Origin of the sequence: Enterococcus sp. HMSC061C05, from assembly GCF_001814765.1 — a bacterium.
Classification (GTDB): Bacteria; Bacillota; Bacilli; order Lactobacillales; family Enterococcaceae; genus Enterococcus_B; species Enterococcus_B lactis.
The window spans coordinates 74707-100116 of record NZ_KV817733.1; the positions used below are offsets into that span (position 1 = coordinate 74707).

Genomic DNA, 25410 nt, shown 5'->3' on the forward strand with positions numbered 1-25410 from the left:
GTCTCAATATACTCATCTAATCCAGTATGACGTTCGATAGTGATCAGCGCACCGATTTTTCGCTTGGACATATATTGGATGGCTTTGTCAAAAGACAAGATCATCTTCTCATCTTCCTGCTGTTCGCTTTTTGATTGTTTGAAAAGCGAACTGCGTCCAAGATGTTCCAGTCCTCTCCGGATTTCCGGCTGAAAAATCACGATAGCAGCTATCACCCCGTACGTGATGACTTGGTTCATCAACCAAGACAAGGTGTGCAGACCAATGATTTCCGCTACGATTCGGATAACAATAAAAATAGCTACACCTTTCAGAAGCTGAATCGCTTTTGTGCCTCGCAGCAGTTGGATCAGTTTGTATACAAGATACCAGACAACCAGAATATCAAGTATGTTCACCAAAAAATTCAGAGAGAACAAGTCACCGGAAAACATTTGCTGCCAATAGTCCAAATTAAAAAGTTCCCCGATTTGAAATGACATAAAAAGCCTCTCTTCTCTTTTGAGATTTCCTCTCTAGTATATCATATGTTTTAATTTTAGAGGCTGATCTGCTCGTATTTTTCTTGAGAAAAACACATAATTTTCAAGAAAATTACAAGTATGCGTTTTATTTTTCTCTAGAATAAAAATTTTTAAACCTCAGAGAATTATTCATTATATTTTTTCTGTTATTTTTCACTTTTTTCTTCTGTAACGTGTTCCATTTTTTTACGTCGTTCTGCTCTGGCGGCTCTTCGGGCTGCTCTTCTTTCTTCCGCTTCAAGATTCGTCGTTTTTTCTTTTCTCGTCTTAACGACTACATCAATAGACTCTTCTGGTTCAAGTCTTTTCTTGATTTTTTCTAATTCTCCTGACAGTGCAGCATAGTTGTAAAAACGTGTTTTAGCATCTTGGACAGTCTTTTCAAATAAAGCTTTTGCAAGATTTGGATTTGCGTTCTCTAGCGAGGAAAAGCGAACTTGTTTCCTCATGAAATCAGGCATAGCAGAGAAATCAGGTTTTTTGTAGTCCAAAGTCATTGGTTTTTTGTTTTTTTCGACCATTGTAGGGTTATATCGATATAATGACCAATAACCAGAAGAAACAGCTTCTTTTGCTTCTTTAAGCGATTCTTTCATTCCACCAAGCAAACCATGTGTGATACAAGGTGTATAGGCAATAATCAGAGAAGGACCAGGATACTTTTCTGCTTCTTCAAATGCTTTGATTGTCTGCATTTGATTGGCACCTGAAGCGATTTGTGCTACATAGACATTCCCATATGTCATCGCCATCATCCCTAAGTCTTTCTTTGAAGCATATTTTCCACTAGCTGAAAATTTAGCGATTGCCGAAGCTGGTGTTGCTTTTGAGGTTTGACCGCCAGTATTGGAATAGACTTCGTTATCCAAAACAAGGATATTTACATCTGCTCCGCTAGCAAGTACATGATCGATCCCGCCAAAACCAATGTCATAAGCCCATCCGTCTCCGCCAATCATCCATTGGCTGTTTTTTACGAATAGATCTCTTCTCTTGTATATACCTTCCAATTCAGGGACAATTGATCGTTCGTTTTCGATCGCTGCTTGCAGTTTTGCTGCTCTTTGCTGCGTTCCTTCACTCTCAAAGAGATGTTCCAACCAGTCTTCCATCAATTCTCGCAGTTCTTCTGATACTTTTGGCAATACTTCTTTGATTGAATTTGCCAAAGCCTCACGACGAGTCTGTGCCGCCAGAAGCATACCATAACCAAATTCAGCATTATCTTCCAATAAAGAATTTGACCATGCAGGCCCTTGACCACATTCGTTTGTCGTATAAGGCGAAGCTGGAGAGGCACCGCCCCAAATAGAAGAACAGCCTGTCGCATTCGCGATCATCATTCGATCGCCGAACATTTGTGTCAATAATTTTACATAAGGTGTTTCGCCACAGCCTGAGCAAGCGCCTGAGAATTCAAGAAGCGGTTGGTTGAATTGTGTCGATAAAACCGTGTTTTTCCCTTTCACTGGATTTTCTTTTTGTCTTAGCGTCATTGCAAAAGCCCAATTCATAGCTTGTTCTTTCTGTTCTTCATAAGGTTTCATTACTAAAGCTTTGCCTTTTGCGGGACAAGCCTCTACACACAGACCACAACCTGTACAGTCTTCCACTGAAACTTGGATACGGTATTTTACGCCGTCTGCGCCTCGCATTTCTCTCACGATAAATCCTTCTGGCGCTTCTTCCATTTCCTCTTCATCTGCTAAAAATGGACGGATGGCAGCATGAGGACAAACAAAGGCACATTCATTACACATCGTACAGCGATCACTAATCCACTCAGGTACTTCTAAAGCGACACCTCGCTTTTCAACAGAAGCCGTTCCTAAAGGCATTTCGCCAGTTGTCATTCCATTTGCTACAAGCGTACCAACAGAGAGATGATTCCCTTCCTGTGCATTCACCGGCTCAAGGATTTCTTGTACATACCCCCTGTTTCTTTTATTGATTTTTTCAGGCATCTCCAATGTTTTCCAATTTTCTGGAATCACAACTTCATGAAACAGTTCGATTGTCCGATCGATTGCCTGTATGTTTTTTTCTACGATAGCCATTGATTTATGCCCGTAGCTTTTTAGCGCTTCTTCTTTTAGCAACGGGATCACTTCATCAAATGGAATGATGTCAGCTAATTTAAAAAATGCTGTTTCCATTGCCGTATTGATTCGGCGTCCCAAACCAACTTCTTGGGCCAATCTCATGGCATTGATCGTATAGAACCGAATGTTATTTTCAGCCAAGTAACGTTTTAATTTTATCGGCAGATGCGTTTCTAATTGTTCGTCACTCCAAAGAGTATTCAGTAAAAAGATTCCACCTGGCTTCAATCCTTTGACCAAGTCATAGCTATGCAGGTAAGCTGGTGTGTGACAAGCAACAAGGTCCGCATGCTCGACAAGATACGCTGAACGTATCGGCTTATCTCCAAAACGAAGATGAGAGACAGTTAGACCGCCAGATTTTTTCGAGTCATAATAAAAATAGCCTTGAGCATATTTGTCTGTGTGATCCCCGATAATCTTGATGGCTGATTTATTTGCACCAACTGTTCCGTCAGATCCAAATCCCCAAAACTTTGCCTGGAATGTTTGCGGTTCTGTTAAATCTAGACTTTCTTTTGTTTCCAAAGATTGATAAGTCACATCATCCACGATCCCTATGGTGAACCGTTTTTTGCGTATACTTGGATCTTTTTGCAATTCATCAAAAACTACCGATATTTGATCGGGCGTCACATCTTTCGAACCTAATCCGTAGCGACCACCAATAATAGCCGGGCGAAATTCAGAATCATATAACGCACTTTGAACGTCTAATAAAAGGGGTTCTCCCCCTGCTCCTGGCTCTTTACTTCGATCAAGAACAGCGATTGCTTTTACTGTATGAGGTAACTTTTGCACAAATGTTTCCACTGGAAAAGGTCGATAAAGATGGATATTCAAAAAACCTGTTTTCCGTCCGTTTGCATTCAAATAATCAACTGTTTGCTCAATCGTCTGTGCAACTGATCCCATCGAAACAATGACCTCTTCTGCATCAGCTGCTCCGTAATAAGTCACTAGATCATAAGAAGTACCTCGTAATCGATTGATCTCTTTCATATATTTTTGTACGATTGCAGGTAACTTATCATAATACGGATTGATTGTTTCCCGTTGTTGAAAATGAATATCTGGATTCTGGTTCGTGCCACTAACTGTCGGATGATTGGGATTCATCCCTCGTTTACGAAAAGAAGCTAATTTCTCCTGATTGATCAAAGGAGCTAATTCTTCATATTCCAAAACTTCGATTTTTTGAATTTCGTGACTCGTACGGAACCCATCAAAGAAATTCAAAAAAGGCAATTCGCCTTCAATGGAAGCAAGATGGGCAACAGGTGCCAAATCCATCACTTCTTGCACACTGCTTTCAGCTAGCATCGCAAACCCTGTTTGTCTTGCAGCCATCACGTCTCCATGATCTCCAAATATATTTAAAGCATTCGTCGTCACTGCCCGACTAGCAACGTGAAAAACACTTGGCAGCAGTTCCCCAGCAATTTTATACATATTCGGTATCATCAAAAGCAACCCTTGTGAGGCGGTATATGTAGTTGTCAGCGCACCAGTTTTCAGTGAACCGTGAACCACGCCAGCTGCTCCTGCTTCGGACTGCATTTCCACTACTTTTACTGGTTGACCAAATACATTTTCTTTTCCTGCTGCTGACCATTGATCGACTAATTCAGCCATGGTCGAACTTGGCGTTATCGGATATATTGCAGCAATCTCGGTAAAAGCATAAGAAATATACGCGGCTGCCGTATTGCCGTCCATTGTTTTCATTTTTCGCATGATTCATCATCCTTGTTCATATTCTCTCTTATTATCTGTTCCATTATAACGTAAAATATTCCATTTTTTCTTTTATTTAGAAAAATATTTCACATACGTCTATTTCAATCATTTTTTTAGAAAAACAATCTAAATCGTTGCCTTTTTTTGTCAGACATGTGTAAACTATAACCGAAAGAGGTGTTTTTACATGGATATATCAGTGATTGATGCAACAAAAACAACTACAGAAAAAGGTATTACTTATGGTTCATCAGATGCTCCTAAAAAAATGATCGAATTCATCAACTTAGCTTGCCCATATTGCCGACAATGGTTTGAAGAATCTCATGAGCTATTGGAAGAAGCCGTCCAAAGCGGTCAATTACAGAGAGTGATCAAATTATTCGATAAAGAAAAAGAAAGCTTGCAGCGAGGAAACGTGATGCACCGGTATATCACGATCAGCGATGGACAACAAGCAATCAAAGAGATCAAACAAATATTCGATACTCAAGACGAGTGGAAACATCTTTCGCTCCAAGGAGTAGCGGATTTTGCAGCAGATAAATTAGGGCTGGCAGAACAAAAAGACGAACAGCTGAGCCAAGCTATCATCAACGAAGCTGAGCAAGCACATATTCGATTTGTTCCAACTGTCATCTTGGATAAAGAAATCTTTGATGAATCTATTTCAAAAGAAAAACTAAAAGAATTGATCCAAGCAAAATAAAACAACAAGGGGGCTGTGACAAAAGTCTTGTCACAGCCCTTTCCTAGTATGTTTTTTCCGAATAAACGGTGTTCCAGAAGTAGCTTATGTCACAACCTCTCCACTAAACAGTATTCAATCAGATATAGTTTCCAGTGATCGTTTGTGCGTTCTTTAATCCTCCTGGAATCCCTTCATAAAGAATATTTCCACCACCAGATCCACCTTCTGGTCCAAGATCAATGATCCAATCAGCACTTCGGATCACATCTAGATTGTGTTCAATAACAATGACCGTGTTCCCTTTATCCACTAAGTTATTGATAATTCGAATCACATTTTCGACATCTGACATATGCAGTCCTGTTGTTGGCTCATCTAGAATGTATATTTGTCCATTTGTTTTCAATTCATTAGCTAATTTCAGCCTTTGTGCTTCTCCGCCAGACAAGGTATCCATCGGCTGTCCAAGAGTCAGATAACCAATACCAACTTCTTTTAGATTCTCAAGCTTTCGCTGGATCTCTTTCTCATCAAAAAATTCAAGTGCTTCTTCTATGGTCATATCCATAACTTCTACGATATTTTTTCCACGATAACGATAATCCAAAACAGCTGGATCATAACGTTTCCCATGGCAATTTGAACAAACTACCTCTGATTTGTCCATAAAGGATAGATTAAGCTCGATTACACCCGTTCCTTTGCATTCTGGACAAGCCCCTTTAGAATTGTAGCTGAAATATCCAGCATCAACTTGATTTTCTTTACCAAAAGCTTTCCGAATGTTATTCATGATCCCACTGAATGTGGCTGGATTTGACCGTTTGTTCGTATGGATTGGATTTTGATCAATAAGTAGGCTTTCTGGAAAGTCTTTTACAAATACTTGATTGACCAATGTACTCTTGCCAGAACCAGCTACCCCTGAAACAACGGTAAATACACCTTTAGGGATTTCTAAACGAATATTTTTTAAATTATGCAAAGAGCTCTGGCGGCTAATGAAGGTTTCTGAAAATGTCCGTACTTCTTTTTTGATTGGTAATTGATGTCGCAAATAGTTTCCCGTTAACGTACCAGATTCCAGTAATCCATCATAATCCCCAGTATACATGATCTCACCGCCGTGACTTCCAGCATAAGGTCCTACATCCACGATATGATCGGCCACCTTGATGACATCAGGATCATGTTCGACTACCAGAACTGTATTCCCCTCATCCCGGATTTTTTTCAATAAATCATTAAGTAGGTGGACATCTCTAGGATGCAATCCTGTACTTGGCTCATCAAAAATATACATCATATTAGTCAAACTGCTAGCTAATTGCTTCACCATTTTTACTCGCTGTGATTCCCCTCCAGATAAACTCGAGGTCTCGCGTGTCAATGTCATATAGCCTAATCCAATATCAATCAAATCTTGGATACGTTTTTTGATACTGGCAATCAACGGATGACGCTCTTTGTTATCTAACGTTTCTAGTATTTGTAATAGTGAAGATAATTCTTTTGCTGTCAAATCGTATATATTATAACCGTTTATTTTAGAGTTTAGGACTTCGTGTGAGAAACGTTTTCCTTGGCATTCTGGACAAGTGTCCATCTTGGTATACGTCTCCAGAACCTTTGCTGTTTTTTTCGTTGTTTCTTTTTCAGTATGGACATTGGTTCGCATGAATCGAGTGACAATCCCTTCATAAGTCACATTCATATCTCCCGCACCTGGTATATTGATTCTCTCTGCTTTTCCATACAATAATCGATCGTATTCTTCTGATGTGTATTCGGAGATTGGTTTGTTTGGATCGAATAAACCAGTCTCTGCATACATTTTCCAATACCAAGTCCCTACCGTGAAATTCGGAAGCAAGATTGCTCCTTCATTTAGTGAGCGTGTCGCATCTACCGCGGCATCGATATTCAATGTTATCGTTTTTCCAATTCCTTGGCAGACAGGGCACATACCTTGAGGATCATTAAATGAATACGCATTGGCATAACCCAATGACGGTTCAGCAAAGCGTGAAAATAAAATTCGAAAAAGTGCCTGGATATCCGTTGCAGTACCTAAAGTGGATCGAGCATTTCCTCCCAGTTTCTTCTGGTTGATCAATACAGCTGTCGATAAATGCTTGATCTCATCAATATCAGGTCTGCTATATTTAGGCAAAAAATTACGTGCAAAACTACTAAAAGTCTCATTCAGCTGTCTGCCTGCCTCCTGTGCAATCGTATCAAAAACGATAGAAGATTTGCCAGATCCTGATACGCCAGTAAAGATAGTAATTTTATTTTTTGGGATACGCAAATCAATGTTTTTCAAGTTGTTTTCTCGTGCATGAATCAATTCAATATACTCTGTCATCCTTGTTTCTCCTTTAAAATCGATTTTTAAACAAATCTATGGCGAACAACGGGCAGTAATAGGGATTTATAGTTTGACAGAAGAAGAAAAGAAAAGCAAGTAATATTTTGTCAAATAAAAAAACTGATACATCCGCATCTCTGCTTCATGTATCAGTTTTTACATTGGATTACACTGCTTCTTCACGTAGTTTTTCCGCAAATTCATTGATTTTGCGTATGCGGTGATTGATTCCCGATTTGGATATCGCACCTGAGGGGATCATTTCCCCTAACTCTTTCAAACTGACTTCTGGATGCTGAAGCCGGAGTTCAGCAATTTCCTGAAGTTTTTCAGGAAGGGCATGCAGACCGACCTTTGCTTCGATCAATTCGATGTTTTCAATTTGTTTAGAAGCCGCATCGATCGTCTTATTCAAATTTGCTGTCTCACAATTAACTAGGCGATTGACCGAATTTCTCATATCCCGTACAATCCGTACGTCTTCAAATCGTAGCATCGAATTGGTTGCACCAATCAGTGTCAAGAAATCAGCAATCTTTTCTGCACCTTTTAAATAGGAAATATAGCCATTGCGTCGTTCAAGCGTTCGAGCATGCAGTCCGTAATAATTCAACATATCGCAAATGTCTTGGTTATGCTGTTCATAAATGGAAAATATCTCTAAATGATAACGGCTTGTTTCTGGATTATTGACTGAACCCGAGGCCATAAAAGCCCCACGTAAATACGAACGCATTTTTTGCGAATTCCCCATGATCTCGTCCGAAACGTGTCCATTGAGCATCATACCATCCATAATATCAAGATCCATCAACACATCTTTTGTGCCTTGCTTCAAGCGGACGATATAGACATTGTTCTTTTTTAATTTCATTTTTTTACGAACGAGTAGCTCACTTCGTACCTGATAATGATCTTTCAAAAGAGAATAGATACGTCTGGCAATTGCAGCATTTTCTGTTTGGACGTTCAAAATAAACTGCTGGTTCACAATACCTAAAGAGCCGTTCATTCGCAACAAAGCAGCTAATTCTGCTTTCGCATGTTCTCGATGAACTTCCAAACCAGTTAGTTCTTTCTTCACATCTGCAGCAAATGACATCCTATTCTCCTCCTTTCTCCAACAATAAATTGCTTAATATTTTGAACCGAAAACTAATCGGAACAATTCTTCTACCACTTTGTCTCCATCATGGAAGACACCACCGTCTTTCAATTCTAAGAAATCGGTAGAAATCACTCGACAGCCTTCATTTCTCAATCCATGGAAATCATGTGCAACTTGTACTAAGTACTCATCATAGATTTCCGGGTCCATATAATCTTCTGGTACTTTTTCCGTATTAACTAGTACCGTGTCAATAAAGGGCTGCTTCAAATGTTTGTGTAAGACACGTATATGATCGGCATCGGTGAAGTGTTCAGTTTCCCCTTTTTGGGTCATGATATTACAGATATACACGGTTTCAGCAGTTGTATTAATCATAGCTTCGCCAATTTCTGGTATCACTAAATTGGGAAGGATGCTAGTGAATAAACTGCCGGGACCTAAAACGACCATGTCGGCATCCATAATTGCTGAAACGACTTTTCGTGCCGCTTTAGCTTCACTTTTATCATTCGTGTTGCAAACATAGACATGATCGATCGTTTTGCGATCAATCGCGATTTTAGATTCTCCTACTGCAGTCGTTCCGTCTTTAAAGACCGCATGCAAGGTCAAAGGCGTTTCTGAAGAAGGGTAGACGTGTCCATCTACATGCATCATTTTCGCTAATAATTGAATCGCCTCGTATGTGCTTCCTCGCATTTCGGAAACTGCAGCAATGATCAGGTTACCGATCGTATGATTCGCTAAGAACTGATCTTCTTTTTTAAAACGATATTGGAAAATATCTTCATAGAATTGCGGCATATCCGATAACGCTACTAAGACATTTCTCAAGTCACCAGGAGGAGCCATAGCGATCGATTCTCTGATTGCGCCGCTGCTTCCACCATCATCCGCAACAGTCACTACTGCCGTGATATCTGCTCCCTGATTTCGTAAACTTTTTAGAATAACCGGCAGACCCGTGCCACCGCCAACCACTACGATCTTTGGTTTCCTTATCCGGTAGGTTTTCATTTTCACGACCGGTTCACCGTCTCTTTCCTTTTATCCTTGTCCCGATGTGTCACATTAACTTTATATGTTTTTCCTAAAGCATTTGCCAAACGTTCAGTCAACGCCACAGAACGGTGTTGGCCGCCTGTACAGCCGATTGCAACTGTCAAGCTGCTTTTTCCTTCTTTGATATATCCAGGCAATACAGTTTCCAGAAGATCCAAGAATTTATGATAGAAAGATTGTGTTTCATCAAAGGACATTACATAATCATAGACTGGTTGGTCTTTACCGGTTAGTGGTCTTAGTTCTGGAATATAATGAGGATTTGGCAAAAAACGTACATCCATCACGATATCAGAGTCAATCGGCAACCCATATTTAAAGCCAAATGATACAAATTCAATTCGAAATCCTTGGTCTCCCTTTGACTTGAAAGACTCGTTGATTTTTTCGCGTAATTGTCGTGGTGTCAATGTCGTGGTGTCAATGATCACGGAAGCTTGTGCTTTCAAGTCGTCTAATATTGCCCGCTCTTTACGGATTCCTTCAGTGATCAAACCGTCCATTGCCATCGGATGCGCTCGTCTTGTTTCTTTGTAACGAGCAACTAGTTCTTCGTCCGAAGCATCTAAAAACAAGATAGAAGTGTCGATGAAGTTCGTATTTTCGATTTCAATCAGCATGTTTTGAATTTCTTCAAAGAAGGAACGAGAACGTAAATCTACTCCTAAAGCCATTTTTGTGACTTTACCTGATTCTTTGATCAATTCCCAGAATTTTGGAATCAATCGAGGTGGCATATTATCGATACAAAAATAGCCCATATCCTCAAAACTTTGGATAGCTACTGTTTTTCCTGCACCGCTCATACCTGTTATGATGACTAATTGCAAATTATCTGTCATATTTACGAACCCCTCTCACATTGTACATAATAAAATTATATCATTCCGGGCGTATCATTACCAGCTTTCTTTCTCTTTTACAAAAAGATTTGGACCAAATATCTTTTAGGATATTTGCCCCAAATCCAAGATTTTTCTACTTTTCAGATACTGTATTTAATGCTTCATTTCTTTCAGCTAATGCACGTTCGATCGTCCGATCCGCTAAAATAGATTGAGCATCGATCACTGGGTAATGGTTATCTTCGGCAAATTCATGCATCAAAGATAATTCCGTGCAACCTAGGATAACTTTTTCACAGTTTAATCGCTCTACCGCTTCCTCCAAAATCTCATAGTAGAGTTCTTGATTCAAGTGATCTGACTCTTTGATTTCATGATAGATCAAATAATTGATTTTTTCTTGAAGCGCAGTATCAGGAATCACTGTTTCGAATCCAAGATTTTTGACTTCGCGTTCATAGATTCCAGCTTTCATACTTCCTTCTGTTCCTAGAATCGCTACTCTCCCTGTCGTATGCTGACGGACAAGTTCATTTGCTGCTTCTCTTGGCATATGCAGGATAGGAATATCCGTTGCCGCTTGTAATTCTTCAAAAAAGTAATGTGCTGTGTTACAAGTCAACACAATGAAGTTTGGTCGCAATAAATTTTGTTTCTCAATATCATCCAGCAGAAACGGCATTGGATTTTCTTCTGATCGATCTAAAATATAAGCTGTACGATCAGGAACTGTTGCATGATTGAATAAGACATAATTCAAATATTCTTGATCTTTTGTAGCTTTCGTTCGGTGGTTGATCAAGCGAACAAAACTTTCTGTCGCCATCGTGCCCATTCCGCCTAAAATACTGAAAAAATTCTCCATGAACTAGCCTTCTTTCACATGAAAATACTTTTTGAATCTTGGAATATAGTTATGGAACATATATTTCATCAACATCCAGCGCTTGATTGACCAATCTTTTTCATAAAATACAGTAGTGCCGTAACGATTTTCTTTGATCATTTGCTCAGCTAGTTTTTTGTCTTCATTTTCCCGAGCATATTCTAAAAAGATTTTTTTGGGCACACCCATCCATAATCTTGCTTTATCTGATTGATTCGTTCCATAGGTCGTTTCAACAAAGGGTTTGTTGAACACTCGATCTTCTGTGACGAAACGAGCCAGATTCAAGCCGTTCAATGTCACAAAGAAACTGCTACGTCCTTGTCTCAAATTGATTTCAAATAATTTATATTCTCCATCTCTAGGATCATACTTCATATCGAAATTGGCAAAGCCGGTATATTCGATTTTTTCCAAAAATGCTTTAATGGTTTGATAGATTTTTTCGTTATAATCTGGCATGATCACAACGTAATTTCCAATCGATGCTGGTGTAGGATCTTCTAACAGTGGATGACCAAGACACATCATCCGAACTTGATGATCTTCATCTACATACGCATTTAGCACACGCATATTACTATCATCACCCGGGATAAAATCTTGTACGATCATTTCACTAGTATAACCGGCTTCATAGATCCGACCTAAGATCAAATCAAACTCTTCTCTCGTTTCTAGAATAAACGCTTTTTTTCTTCCTTCAAATTGAACAGAAAGGTATTCCACACTGTTTGCGGGTTTCAAAGCAACCGGGAATTCAAAAGGCAATTCCTGTTCTAAGCGTCCATTTACTAACATTTCTTCTCTGACAATCAATGTTTTAGGATACGGAAGATCATATTCTTCACAAACTTCATAAAAGCTTACTTTATTGATCAGTCTTTCAAATAAAGAATAATCAATATACGGACAGATAAAATATTCTGACAGCTCTTGCTTATGTTGAGAGATCAATTCTGCATACCCATCACCACAAGCGATCAAAAGATATTTTTTACTCTTATCAGAATATCTTTCTTTTGCCAAACGAAGCATCGTTTCGATAAATACAGGGTCTTTATCAAATCCTGGAATGACTTCTACATTGACGATTTTACTGTAGCGGGTAGGGGCTAATTGATCAGAAGCATATGCTTGGCAGACTTTGCCGTATGCTTCATTAAAAGAACGTGCCATACCATAAACGTTCATGTCGCTTCCTAATAATATAGGGATAAATTCTTCATTTTCAATACTGTTCATCATTATCTCTCACTTACTCATAATCTCTTGTTTTTCTTTTCTAACTACACAAGGAATATCATACCATAAAGAAAAAAGCAATCAAAGGAAACTCCTCCGATTGCTCAATTCTTTTTTGAACGGATTGAACTTATAGGAAGTTTTTATCTATACCAATCAGTGTAGAAAGAACTACCATGTAATGATTCTAGAACACTGGTATTAAGAAAACAAGCAAAAATTCATTTTTTTATGTTTTTTTAACTATCTCAGCGATCTTTCTTCTTTATACCATTATTTTTTTCAAATAGTGACCTGTATAGCTTTCTTTTACATCAATGATTTCTTCTGGAGTTCCAGTCGCAAGGATCGTTCCTCCGCCTTCTCCGCCTTCTGGTCCTAAATCAATGATATGATCGGCTGTTTTGATTACATCTAGATTGTGTTCGATCACTAAAACTGTGTTACCAGCGTCTACTAATCTTTGTAACACTTGCAGCAAACGGGCGATATCGTCGCTATGAAGACCAGTCGTTGGTTCATCTAAAATATAGAAATTCTTTCCATTAGAGATTTTGTGTAATTCACTGGCAAGTTTCATCCGTTGCGCCTCGCCGCCGGACAATGTCGTTGCTGGTTGTCCCATCGTCACATACCCTAAGCCAACATCAACGATCGTTTGCAGTTTGCGATGGATCTTTGGAATATGCTTGAAGAATTCTACAGCATCTTCTACCGTCATTTCCAAAACATCTGCAATGCTTTTTCCTTTGTAATGCACTTCTAATGTTTCAGAGTTATATCGTTTGCCATGACATACTTCACAAGGAACATAGACATCAGGCAAAAAGTGCATTTCGATCTTAATAATCCCATCCCCGCGACACGCTTCACAACGACCGCCTTTTACGTTGAAACTAAAACGACCTTTCTTATATCCCCGCATTTTTGCCTCGTTTGTTTGAGCAAATAACCCACGGATATCATCAAAGACACTCGTATAAGTCGCTGGATTACTTCTCGGCGTCCGTCCGATTGGGCTTTGATCGATGTCGATGATCTTTTCGATACTTTCGTAGCCGGAAATTGTCTTGAATTTACCTGGCTTGGCAGAATTCTTATTTAATTTCTGCGCTAATGATTTCTTTAAGATACTATTGACCAATGTACTCTTTCCAGAACCTGACACACCTGTTACTGCTACAAATTCTCCTAAAGGAAATTCGACACTGATATTTTTCAGATTGTTTTCTGAAGCACCAGTAATCTTGATTGCTTTCCCATTACCTTTACGGCGTTCTTTTGGCACCGGGATCGATTTTTTCCCTGAAAGATATTTCCCTGTCAAAGAATTTTCATCATTAGCTACTTCTTCAGGAGTACCTGCAGCAACGATTTGTCCGCCTTGTTCCCCTGCTCCAGGTCCGACGTCAATCAGATAATCTGCTGCCCACATCGTATCTTCATCATGTTCGACCACAACGAGTGTATTGCCAAGATCACGCATTTTCTTCAATGAGCCAATCAGTCGATCATTATCGCGTTGATGCAATCCGATCGATGGTTCATCTAAAATATACAGAACTCCAGAAAGATTCGATCCAATTTGCGTAGCCAATCTGATTCGCTGTGCTTCTCCTCCAGATAACGTTCCAGAAGCACGACTCAAGGTTAGATAGTCTAATCCGACATTTTCTAAGAATGAAAGTCTGTCATTTACTTCTTTTAAAATCGGTTTGGCAATCACTTTTTCTTGTTCAGATAATGTAAGGTTTGAGAAGAAGTCTACTGCTTTTTGGATAGACAATTCATTTGTTTGCCCAATATTCGTTCCATTGATTTGAACAGATAATGCTTGAGGATTCAAACGATAACCTTTACACGTCTGACAAGTCAATTCGGTCATATAAAGACGCATTTGCTCACGCGTGAAATCACTGTTCGTATCATGATAACGACGTTCGATATTTTTCAATACTCCTTCGAAAGTTGTTTCTACATCGCGAACGCCACCAAAATCATTTTCATAATGGAAATGGAAAAGTTCATCTGTCCCATTTAAGATGATCTCCTGATGTTCTTCCGGTAATTCTTCGAATGGTGTATCCAAATCGATACCGAAACTTTCGCAAGCCTGCGCTAACATTTGAGGATAATATTGAGAGCTGATTGGGTTCCATGGAACGATTGCACCTTGACTAAGCGTCTTCGTTCTATCTGGAATGACTAAATCTTGATCGACTTCTAATTTGACGCCTAAACCGTCACAGTCTGGACAAGCTCCAAAAGGCGCATTGAAGGAGAACAGTCTTGGTTCTAGTTCACCAACAGTAAATCCGCAATAAGGACAAGCATAGTGTTCACTAAACAACATTTCTTCTTCGCCAATCACATCAACCAAAGCATAGCCATCTGCCAGTCGCAAGGCTGCCTCTAAAGAATCAAATAGACGAGAACGAATCCCTTCTTTCACAATGATCCGGTCGATGACGATCGCGATATCATGTTTTTTATTTTTCTCCAGCTCAGGCACTTCACTTAAATCATAGATTTCACCATCGACTCGAACGCGGACGTATCCCTCTTTTTGGATTCTTTCGAATATTTTTTTATGTTGTCCTTTTTTCTTTACCACGATCGGTGCCAATACTTGGATCTTTGTGCGCTCAGGCAAATCCATTACTTGATCTGCCATTTGATCTACTGATTGACTGGTAATCTCGATATGATCGTTGGGACAAATCGGATGTCCTACACGAGCAAACAACAAGCGTAAATAGTCATTGATTTCCGTCACAGTACCTACTGTCGAACGAGGGTTTTTACTTGTTGTTTTCTGATCAATAGAAATCGCCGGACTCAATCCGTCGATGCTGTCTACATCTGGTTTATCCATTTGACCTAAAAACTGGCGGGCATACGCAGAAAGACTTTCTACGTATCTCCGCTGTCCTTCGGCATACAGTGTATCAAATGCTAAGGAACTTTTTCCAGAACCGGACAAACCTGTAACGACCACGAATTTGTCTCGTGGAATCGTGACATCTATATTTTTCAAGTTATGGGCACGTGCACCATGAATCGTAATTTTATCGTTAGCCATGTTGTCCTCCTACTTCGAAGCTTTTAATTCTAAAATCATATCTCGTACATTAGCGGCTGTTTCAAAATCCAAAGCTTTTGCCGCATCTTTCATTTCTTTTTCTAATTTCATCAATAATGTGTCTTTTTCTTCCTTCGTCATTTCTTCGTACGAGACTTGTACCGCTTCTTTTGTATCATCTTCCGATTCTTTCGTAATAGAAATCAAATCTCGGATTTCTTTAATGATCGTTTTTGGAACGATCCCATGTTCTTCATTGTACTTCTGCTGAATTGTACGACGTCTTGACGTTTCATCCATCGCTAAACGCATAGAATCCGTCACCTTGTCTGCGTACATGATTACTTTACCTTCTTCATTACGAGCAGCTCGCCCAATCGTTTGGACTAAGGAACGTTCGCTACGTAAAAAGCCTTCTTTATCTGCATCCAAGATAGCAACAAGGGAAACTTCAGGTACATCTAATCCCTCACGAAGCAAATTGATTCCGACTAACACATCAAATTCGCCTAATCGTAGATCTCGAATGATCTCTGTTCGTTCCAACGTTTTGATGTCGCTATGCAGATATTTGACTTTGATTCCTAATTCTTTGAAATAATCTGTGAGGTCTTCTGCCATTTTTTTCGTCAATGTCGTTACAAACACCCGTTGATCTTTTTCGACCCGTTCATTTATTTCGCCTACTAGATCATCGATTTGTCCCATGATTGGGCGGACTTCGATTACTGGATCAAGCAGCCCTGTCGGACGGATGATTTGTTGGATAACGGTATCTGTTTGTTCATATTCATATGGTCCTGGTGTCGCAGAGACATAAATGATCTGATTGACATGTTTTTCAAATTCTTCTAGACGAAGCGGCCGATTATCTAAAGCAGATGGCAAACGGAAACCGTAATCTACTAGCATCTGTTTTCTCGCTCGGTCGCCATTATACATTCCTCTGATTTGAGGCATGGTCACGTGCGATTCGTCAGCCACGATCAAAAAATCTTCAGGAAAGAAATCCAATAGCGTATAAGGCGGTTCGCCTTCTTTACGTCCGTCCATATGCCGGGAATAATTTTCGATTCCTGAAGTGTAGCCCATTTCTAACATCATTTCAATATCGTAATTGGTTCGCTGTTCTAAACGTTGAGCTTCTAGAAGTTTGTTTTCATTTCGTAAAACAGATAAACGCTGCTCTAATTCTGCTTTGATATTCGCTACGGCATGCTCCATATGTTCGTCATTCGTCACAAAGTGAGTTGCCGGAAAGATTGCTACATGTTCCGTTTCTCCTAAAACTTCACCTGTCAGCGCATTGACTTCTCGGATACGTTCGACTTCATCTCCAAAAAACTCCACTCGTAAGGCACGTTCATCTCTTGAAGCCGGGAAAATCTCCACGACATCACCACGCACTCGAAAACGACCGCGCTGAAAATCTATATCATTTCTTTCGAACTGGATACTGACTAAGTCACGAATCAACTGGTTGCGATCTAATTCTGCTCCTTGTCGAATCGAAACGACTTGTTTTTGATACTCAAAAGGCGAACCTAATCCAAAAATACATGAAACGGATGCAATGACGATCACATCATTTCTTTCTAATAATGAACTAGTAGCCGAATGTCGTAATTTATCGATCTCATCATTTACACTTGAATCTTTTTCGATATACGTATCGCTTGAAGGCACATAAGCTTCAGGCTGATAATAATCATAATAAGAAACAAAATATTCAACAGCATTGTTAGGGAAAAATTCCTTGAATTCCCCGTACAGCTGACCAGCCAATGTTTTGTTATGGGCAATAATCAGTGTTGGTTTATTCACTTTCTCAATAAGATTGGAAATCGTATATGTTTTCCCTGTTCCAGTCGCACCTAATAAAATTTGTGCTTTTTTCCCGCCGACTACGCCATCCACTAATTGGTTAATCGCTTCAGGCTGATCACCAGCCGGTTGGTATTTCGAGACAAGCTCAAAGCGTCGGGAGGTATCTCTTTCAATCATTCTTTGTCCTCCTTTTCATTCATTCCTTTTCATTTTACGACCAATAAAAAGAAAAGGAAAGCAAAGGCATTCCTTACTAAAAAATTATACCACACCGAACATACTTTCGCCACTTTTTTCTCTCATTATCCATGTTACGTTTTATAACATAGAATGTTAGAAATTCGCATTTTTTTCATTTTTTCAAGCTTACAGTCTTGTCTGATTCAGCACTTTTCGCCTATAATAATAAAATATTGGAAATTTAGGAGGTTGATTATGAAAAGAAAGCATTTATTTCACTCATTTGTTTTCTTAATGACAGGACTTGTGACACTTGCGTTTGGTCATGTTGCACAAGCTGACAACACTACAACGGCAGAGTCAAGCACAAGCGAGACAATGCAAAAAATAGAGCCCAAAAAAGACGTATACGTAATTGCCAGCGACTCTGCTTTTGCTCCATTTGAATTTCAAAACGCAAACGGTGAGTACGAGGGCATCGATGTAAAATTGATGGAAAGCATCGCCAAGCTGCAAGGATTCAACATCCGAATGGACTATCGTGGATTCTCCGCTGCTTTGCAAGCTTTAGAATCAGGACAAGCAGACGGGATGATTGCCGGAATGACGGTAACGGACGAAAGAAAGAAAAGCTACGATTTTTCTGATTCTTACTTTGACAGCGGAATTCAATTAGCTGTCAAAAAAGGCGACACTTCGATCAAGTCTTATGAAGATTTGAAAGGAAAAACAGTCGGAGCAAAAGTTGGAACCGAAAGTGCAGAATTTTTAAGCGATCATGAATCTGAATACGGCTATTCTATCAAATATTTTGATGCTGCCGATCAATTGTATGACGGGTTGAAAGTTGGCGCAATCGATGCCATGATGGATGATTATCCAGTAATTGGTTATGCGATCAAACAAGGACAAGAATTGGAAACACCGATTGAAAAAGAATCTGGCGGAAAGTATGCATTTGCCGTCAAAAAAGGACAAAACCCTGAACTTCTTAATATGTTCAATGAAGGATTGAAAGAATTAAAAAGAACAGGCGAGTACGATAAGATCATCAAAGAATATGTAGCAAATGGTTCAGAATCTTCTAGCGATTCTTCCGCAGCTGATGAATCGACATTTCTTGGACTTATCCAAAACAACTATCAAGCATTGTTAAAAGGACTTTGGCGAACGATTCTCTTGACTTTGATCTCCTTTGCTTTAGCTATAGTGATCGGTGTGATTTTTGGATTATTCAGTGTAGCACCAATACGCGCGCTTCGCACGGTTGCTAGCATTTATGTCGATATCATCCGTGGGATTCCGATGATGGTTCTTGCATTCTTTATTTTCTTTGGATTGCCTGGTATCGTTGGATTTACGATCCCCGACTTCATCGCTGGTGTTATCACTTTGACTCTTAACGCAAGTGCTTATATCGCAGAGATTGTTCGAGGCGGAATCAATGCCGTTCCTGTCGGACAAATGGAAGCTTCTAGAAGTCTGGGTCTTTCTTATAATCGGACGATGCAAAAAATCATTTTACCACAAGCGATACGCATCATGATTCCATCATTCGTGAATCAGTTCGTTATCTCATTGAAAGATACAACGATCATTTCCGCAATCGGTGTAGTCGAATTGCTACAAACTGGTAAGATCATCGTTGCACGTACGACACAAAGTACGTATGTTTATTTGATCATCGCGATCATGTACTTGATCTTGATCACAGCATTGACAAAATTAGCGAAAGTTTTAGAAAAGAAGGTGAAGTAAGATGGCAGAAAAAATCTTAGTTGAGCATCTAGTCAAAAAATACGGCGATAACACAGTATTAAACGACATCAACGTATCCATCAACGAAGGAGATGTCGTCTGTATCATCGGCCCTTCGGGTTCAGGAAAAAGTACATTCTTGCGTTGCTTGAATCGTTTAGAAGAACCTTCTGACGGTGAGATCATTATTGACGGCGCCCACTTGATGGATAAAAGCACAGATATCAACTTGGTGAGACAACATATTGGAATGGTATTCCAGCACTTTAACCTATTCCCTCATCTTTCTATTTTGGAAAACATCATTTTAGCACCGATGGATCTGAAGAAAGAATCCAGAGAAGAAGCAGAGAAAAAAGCAATCAAATTGCTACAGACAGTTGGTCTAGAAGATAAAAAAGATATGTATCCTGAAATGCTTTCCGGTGGACAAAAACAGCGTGTAGCTATCGCTCGTGCTCTAGCGATGAATCCTGACATCATGCTTTTTGATGAGCCTACTTCTGCACTCGACCCTGAAATGGTCGGTGATGTCTTGAACGTCATGAAAAAATTGGCAGAACAAGGTATGACGATGGTTATCGTTACGCACGAAATGGGGTTCGCTAAAGAAGTAGCCAATCGCGTCATGTTCATTGACGACGGAAACTTTTTAGAAGATGGAACGCCTCAACAAATCTTTGAAAATCCGCAAAATGAACGGACAAAAGATTTCTTGAACAAAGTATTAAATATTTAAATTTACTTCTATAGACTGAGACAAAGTCACTGAAAACAGGTACCTCCAAAAGATTGATGTATGAAGTTACAAAGAAATACATCTATCTCTTGGAGACCTATTTACTTGACTTATGTTTCAGCCTTTTTATTTTTCCGTGATAACACTATATTTTTGTTGCACGAATTCCATCAAGTATACATATAGAACAATCATTCCACATAGAATGCACACATGGAACATACCAAACTCAGCCCTCGTACCCGAATTGATCCTAAAAGTTGAAGCATTTGTATTAAATATTTTAGGATATAGATATAACAAAATATTCTTGAGATCATATTTTCCTAGTGGTGGCAAAAAAAGAAAATAGCTTCCTAAGAGACATAGGGTGATGAAAGAATTCTTTACGACTGTTGTAAAATAATAACAAACTAAAAAGGAAAGAAATGCGAACCCCAATAGGACACTCAATTGAAGCGGCGCTTTCTCAAGATAAGATATTTGCCTAATTAACGCTTCATCGATTTGTGTCGATTTGTCAGCCTGAACAAAAAATCTTGAAAAAGACTGCAACGTCAAAAATAAACTGAGAGAAGCAAGTATAAAAATAGTCAAACTAAGAAACCCCGCTCCTATCTTATGACGATTGATTTGCCATTGAGAATCCAAACAGCGCCTGATTTTCATTGTATGGTATTTGATATCTGCATTTGCTATTACTATCCCGTATACCCCCGAAAAAAAAGGAAAGAGAACAAAAAACGAAGAAGACAATAATTGATTGACCCCGTTTTGGACATTTAAAGCAGCAAAACTGGAATGATAAGCAACGTAATGATATTTCAACGGATTGTCAACTATTTCAGTATTTTGGTTCATACTGATAGAAAAAGGTTGTTCAAGTATTTCTTGGATCGTTTCACCCCTTGCCAAGGCTTCCTCTACATAATATTGGAAATGACGAAGATGACTTTGAATGAGCATTACTTGAGAAACGAACATCAAAGTAGAAAGCAACAATATTATTGAAAGAAAAAGGTAAAATATTTTCGAACGTCTTTGATAATAAAATTCAAAAAGCATTTTTACCTCCTTTTTGTTGAAATAAAAAAGCTGCGTAGATCCTCGGACGTGATAGGTTCTATTTTTCCGTTTTTTACATTTAATAACTCATCAGCCATTTCCAAGTAATATTCTTCATGACCACTTAAGATGACTGTAGCTTCTTTTTTCAGCTGAACCAAGCAATAAAGTAGCACTTTTCGATTCTTTTGATCTAATCCATTCAACACTTCATCTAATAAAACAACTCGGGGCGCAAGCAACAATAGCAATAGCAGCGAAAGTATCTTTTTTTCTCCCAGAGAATAGTTCTTAACTTTCACATACGATAAAAATGAAAGGGGTAAAAAATCGATTTTTTGTTTAGAGATTAGTTCTTTTATTTGCCGATTTCTTGTCAGTAAAATCAGATTATCTAATCCAGTTAGATTCAAGTAAAACGGGGTGGAGTCAAAAACACAAAAACAACTACCTGTTTTTTCAATCGTTCCAGAGTAGCTATCAATACCGACAATGCAGCGAAATAAAGTGGTTTTGCCAATGCCATTATCCCCATAAAGATAATAGATTTTATTTTGATCAAATGTGAATGACAGATGATCAAATAAGATTTTTTGCCCAAATCGTTTAGAAAAATCAATAAGTTTCATAGACAAACTCTTGAATAGATTAGTACTATGTAGAACCACCATTACCATGTACTCCTACCATATACTTTTTTAACTTTTTCAATCAAAATGAACTAATTCAATCAATCGACTTTTTTATTTATTTATATTTTACCAAAATATAGTAATGGCTCATTATCAACTTTTTATCAATATAGAAAGTGATAGCCATCTCCTTATTTCATTTCCTAGATCCCTTTTTCCCCCCCTAATAAACGCTATTGAAAACTAGGATTACTAAGTGTTAATACATAAAAAAATAAAAGACTTACCAATTTTTTCTAGAAATAGAAAATTTTGGTAAGTCTTTTTGACACTTGTGTTTTTTACTAGAAAAGCTACTTCCGCTTTTTCCCGCCAAAAGCATCTTTGAATTTATCGAAGAAACCATCTTCTTGTTGTTCTTCTACTTTGATGCCGCCAGCTTCAGCGAATGCACGTAACGCTTCTCTTTGTTGTTCATTTAGATTTTTCGGCGTGATCAGTTTTACTTTGACATGTTGGTCGCCTGTTGCACCACCACGTAACTTCGGTGCACCTTTTCCACGTAAGCGGAAGTTCGTACCTGTCTGTGTACCAGCAGGAATCTTCAGTTTCACATCTCCATGGACAGTTGGTACTTGCACTTCATCGCCCAAAGCTGCTTGTACAAAACTTAAAGGTAATTCATAGTAAATTTCAGAACCTTCACGGTCAAAGATATCACTTTCTTCTACACGGAAGACCACATACAAATCACCAAATGGTCCGCCGTTTTCTCCGGCTTCTCCTTGACCAGCTAAACGCATTTGTTGTCCTTCTTCTACCCCAGCTGGTACATTCACTTTGACTGAGTGAGCTTTCTTCTCATGCCCTGAGCCATGACAGGTTGGACAAGGTTCTTTGATTTCTTTTCCTGTCCCATGACAAACATCACAAGTTTGACGGCTCATCACTCGTCCAAGCGGTGTTTGGCGTTCTACATTGATCGTACCTGCACCATGGCATTTATGACAAGTAGTTGGTTGCGTACCTGGTTTTGCCCCATTTCCGCCACAAGTATGACAGATTTCTTCCCGATTGTACTTGATTTCTTTCTCTACGCCAAAAATTGCTTCTTCAAAAGATAAGTCGATCGTATATTGCAAATCAGCACCTTGACGAGGCGCATTGGGATCGACTGAACGACCTCCCCCTCCAAAGAAAGAATCGAATATATCTTCAAAACCACCGAATCCGCCGCCAGAGAAGCCGCCGAATCCACCAAATCCGCCACCAGCTCCACCAGCACCGTAATTTGGATCTGTACCTGCATGCCCGTATTGGTCATATGCAGCGCGTTTTTGCGGATCACTTAAAATTTCATAAGCTTCTGATACTTCTTTGAATTTTTCTTCCGCATCAGGTTCTTTATTGATATCAGGATGGTATTTTTTTGAAAGCTTACGATAAGCTTTCTTTATTTCATCTTCTGATGCTCCTTTTGAGAGCCCTAAGACTTCATAATAATCACGTTTTGTTGCCATAGGCTTTCCTCCTATTGGTTCTCATCATTTTCACGTCGCTTGTTATCATATCATATTTTGTTTGAAACAAAAACCGATACTTCAAACTATTTTTCAAAAGAAAAAGCCAAAGTAGCAACTTTGGCCTTCTCTCGAAATTCAGTGAACTGATTATTTATCGTCGCCATCGACTTCTTCAAAATCAGCATCAACGACATCATCTGCTCCGCCTTGAGCTGCTTCTGGGTTTTCTTGAGCTTGTTGTTGTGCCGCTTGTTCGTATAGTTTAACAGTCAAGTTTTGAACGATTTCGTTCAATGCATCGCGTTTAGTTTTCATTTCTTCGATGTTGTTTGCTTCAACAGCGGCTTTCAATTCATCGCGAGCTGTTTCTGCTTTTTTCACTTCTTCTTCGTCCACTTTGCCTTCTAATTCTTTCAATGTTTTGTCCACAGAGAATAGCAATGCGTCTACATCATTACGTAGGTCAACTTCCTCTTTACGAGCTTTATCTGCTTCAGCGTTTGCTTCTGCATCTTTTACCATACGTTCGATTTCTTCGTCTGTTAGACCTGAAGAAGATTTAATCGTGATTTTTTGTTCTTTTTGTGTACCTAGATCTTTCGCAGATACATTTACAATCCCGTTTTTATCAATATCGAATGTTACTTCGATTTGTGGGATACCACGAGGAGCTGCTGGAATATCTGTCAATTGGAATCTTCCTAGTGTTTTGTTGTCAGCAGCCATTGGGCGTTCACCTTGTAATACATGGATATCTACTGCTGGTTGATTATCTGCTGCAGTTGAGAACACTTGTGATTTACTTGTTGGGATCGTTGTATTGCGGTCAATCAATTTAGTGAATACACCGCCCATTGTTTCGATACCTAATGACAATGGCGTAACGTCAAGTAAAACAACATCTTTTACATCACCAGTGATCACGCCGCCTTGGATAGCAGCACCCATCGCAACTACTTCATCAGGGTTAACTGATTTGTTTGGTTCTTTTCCTGTTTCTTTACGTACTGCTTCTACAACTGCAGGGATACGAGTAGATCCACCGACCAAAATAACTTCGTCGATTTCTGATTGTGATAGACCTGCATCTTTTAGTGCTTGACGTACTGGTACTTTCGTACGTTCTACTAAGTCAGCTGTTAATTCATCAAATTTTGCACGTGTCAATGTCATTTCCAAGTGCAATGGTCCAGATTCACCAGCTGTGATAAATGGTAAGCTGATTTGTGTGCTTGATACGCCAGATAAATCTTTTTTCGCTTTTTCAGCAGCATCTTTCAAGCGTTGTAACGCCATTTTGTCTTGAGATAAGTCAATGCTGTTTTCTTTTTTGAATTCTGCTACCATGTAGTCGATGATTTTGTTATCAAAGTCATCCCCACCTAGATGGTTGTCACCAGCTGTTGACAATACATCAAAGACACCGTCTCCTAATTCAAGGATTGATACGTCAAAAGTACCACCACCAAGGTCGAATACTAAGATTTTTTCGTCACGATCTGTTTTATCCAAACCATAAGCAAGAGCAGCTGCAGTTGGTTCATTGACGATACGTTCTACTTCTAAACCAGCGATTTTACCAGCATCTTTTGTTGCTTGACGTTGTGCATCGTTAAAGTAAGCTGGTACAGTAATAACTGCTTTTTCGACTTTTTCACCTAAGTAATCTTCTGCAAATCCTTTGATATATTGAAGAATCATTGCTGAGATTTCTTGAGGTGTGTATGATTTGCCTTCTACATCTACTTTGTAACCAGCTTCACCGATATGGCGTTTGATTGATGAAATCGTATTTGGGTTTGTCACAGCTTGACGTTTTGCCACTTCCCCTACTTGGATTTCTCCATTTTTGAATGATACAACAGAAGGTGTTGTACGGTTTCCTTCTGGGTTAGCGATGATTTTTGCTTCGTTTCCTTCTAGTACTGCTACTGCAGAGTTAGTCGTACCTAAGTCAATACCGATAATTTTACTCATAATTAACGTCTCCTTCTTTAATTGAAAGTGTAAGTTTTATATCCGCACAA

At 39.1% G+C, this 25410-nt stretch carries 16 protein-coding genes and 1 pseudogene; 3 read left to right on the plus strand and 14 right to left on the minus strand.

Annotated features, from left to right (window positions below):
* Positions 1–482: pseudogene (locus HMPREF2988_RS04305) on the minus strand (diadenylate cyclase); the annotation flags it as partial.
* Between the two features lie 188 nt (positions 483–670).
* A complete protein-coding gene (gene nifJ / locus HMPREF2988_RS04310; protein WP_070770047.1) occupies positions 671–4363 on the minus strand; it encodes a pyruvate:ferredoxin (flavodoxin) oxidoreductase in 3693 nt (1230 codons plus the stop codon).
* Between the two features lie 190 nt (positions 4364–4553).
* On the opposite strand from nifJ, the gene HMPREF2988_RS04315 reads away from it, so the two are divergent.
* Positions 4554–5075: a DsbA family protein gene (locus HMPREF2988_RS04315; RefSeq protein WP_070770048.1), complete on the plus strand. Its 522-nt coding sequence runs from the start codon at positions 4554–4556 to the stop codon at positions 5073–5075.
* A 118-nt stretch (positions 5076–5193) separates the two neighbouring features.
* Here HMPREF2988_RS04315 and HMPREF2988_RS04320 read toward each other — a convergent pair whose 3' ends face one another.
* The 8 genes from HMPREF2988_RS04320 to uvrB form a co-directional block, all read right to left on the minus strand.
* Positions 5194–7425, minus strand: coding sequence for an ATP-binding cassette domain-containing protein (locus HMPREF2988_RS04320; protein ID WP_070770049.1), 2232 nt, complete (start codon positions 7423–7425; stop codon positions 5194–5196).
* A 169-nt stretch (positions 7426–7594) separates the two neighbouring features.
* A complete protein-coding gene (whiA, locus tag HMPREF2988_RS04325; RefSeq protein ID WP_070770050.1) occupies positions 7595–8530 on the minus strand; it encodes a DNA-binding protein WhiA in 936 nt (311 codons plus the stop codon).
* A 33-nt stretch (positions 8531–8563) separates the two neighbouring features.
* On the minus strand, positions 8564–9562 hold the full coding sequence (yvcK, locus tag HMPREF2988_RS04330; RefSeq protein ID WP_002316327.1) for a gluconeogenesis factor YvcK family protein: 999 nt from the start codon (positions 9560–9562) through the stop codon (positions 8564–8566).
* Positions 9559–10443 (minus strand): RNase adapter RapZ, encoded by an 885-nt coding sequence (gene rapZ, locus HMPREF2988_RS04335; RefSeq protein WP_002292102.1) that lies wholly within the window; start codon positions 10441–10443, stop codon positions 9559–9561. The genes yvcK and rapZ overlap by 4 nt, the downstream gene beginning before the upstream one ends.
* Before the next feature lie 136 nt (positions 10444–10579).
* Positions 10580–11311: an aspartate racemase gene (locus tag HMPREF2988_RS04340; RefSeq protein WP_002329316.1), complete on the minus strand. Its 732-nt coding sequence runs from the start codon at positions 11309–11311 to the stop codon at positions 10580–10582.
* Positions 11312–11314: 3 nt separating this feature from the next.
* Positions 11315–12580, minus strand: a complete 1266-nt coding sequence (locus tag HMPREF2988_RS04345; RefSeq protein WP_070770051.1) for a D-aspartate ligase — start codon at positions 12578–12580, stop codon at positions 11315–11317.
* A gap of 262 nt (positions 12581–12842) precedes the next feature.
* Positions 12843–15659 carry an excinuclease ABC subunit UvrA gene (uvrA, locus tag HMPREF2988_RS04350; protein ID WP_002314835.1) on the minus strand — a complete coding sequence of 939 codons (2817 nt, stop codon included), beginning with the start codon at positions 15657–15659 and terminating at the stop codon, positions 12843–12845.
* 9 nt (positions 15660–15668) lie between these two features.
* Entirely contained in the window at positions 15669–17663 is a 1995-nt protein-coding gene (gene uvrB, locus HMPREF2988_RS04355) for an excinuclease ABC subunit UvrB (protein WP_070770052.1), read from the minus strand.
* Positions 17664–17921: 258 nt separating this feature from the next.
* Here uvrB and HMPREF2988_RS04360 point away from each other — a divergent pair, with 258 nt between their 5' ends.
* Positions 17922–19424, plus strand: coding sequence for an amino acid ABC transporter substrate-binding protein/permease (locus tag HMPREF2988_RS04360; protein WP_083314597.1), 1503 nt, complete (start codon positions 17922–17924; stop codon positions 19422–19424).
* Between the two features lies 1 nt (position 19425).
* Positions 19426–20163, plus strand: a complete 738-nt coding sequence (locus tag HMPREF2988_RS04365) for an amino acid ABC transporter ATP-binding protein (RefSeq protein WP_002292113.1) — start codon at positions 19426–19428, stop codon at positions 20161–20163.
* Positions 20164–20289: 126 nt separating this feature from the next.
* Here HMPREF2988_RS04365 and HMPREF2988_RS04370 read toward each other — a convergent pair whose 3' ends face one another.
* The 4 genes from HMPREF2988_RS04370 to dnaK all read right to left on the minus strand — a co-directional run bounded on the left by HMPREF2988_RS04370 (position 20290) and on the right by dnaK (position 25360).
* The gene (locus HMPREF2988_RS04370; RefSeq protein ID WP_070770053.1) at positions 20290–21228 is read right to left on the minus strand and encodes a hypothetical protein; all 939 of its coding nucleotides are present in this window, start codon (positions 21226–21228) and stop codon (positions 20290–20292) included.
* Between the two features lie 2 nt (positions 21229–21230).
* Entirely contained in the window at positions 21231–21857 is a 627-nt protein-coding gene (locus HMPREF2988_RS04375) for an ATP-binding cassette domain-containing protein (RefSeq protein WP_025477231.1), read from the minus strand.
* Between the two features lie 356 nt (positions 21858–22213).
* Positions 22214–23380 (minus strand): molecular chaperone DnaJ, encoded by a 1167-nt coding sequence (gene dnaJ, locus HMPREF2988_RS04380; RefSeq protein WP_002292130.1) that lies wholly within the window; start codon positions 23378–23380, stop codon positions 22214–22216.
* Between the two features lie 150 nt (positions 23381–23530).
* Positions 23531–25360 carry a molecular chaperone DnaK gene (gene dnaK, locus HMPREF2988_RS04385; protein ID WP_002292134.1) on the minus strand — a complete coding sequence of 610 codons (1830 nt, stop codon included), beginning with the start codon at positions 25358–25360 and terminating at the stop codon, positions 23531–23533.
* Between the last annotated feature and the right edge of the window lie 50 nt (positions 25361–25410).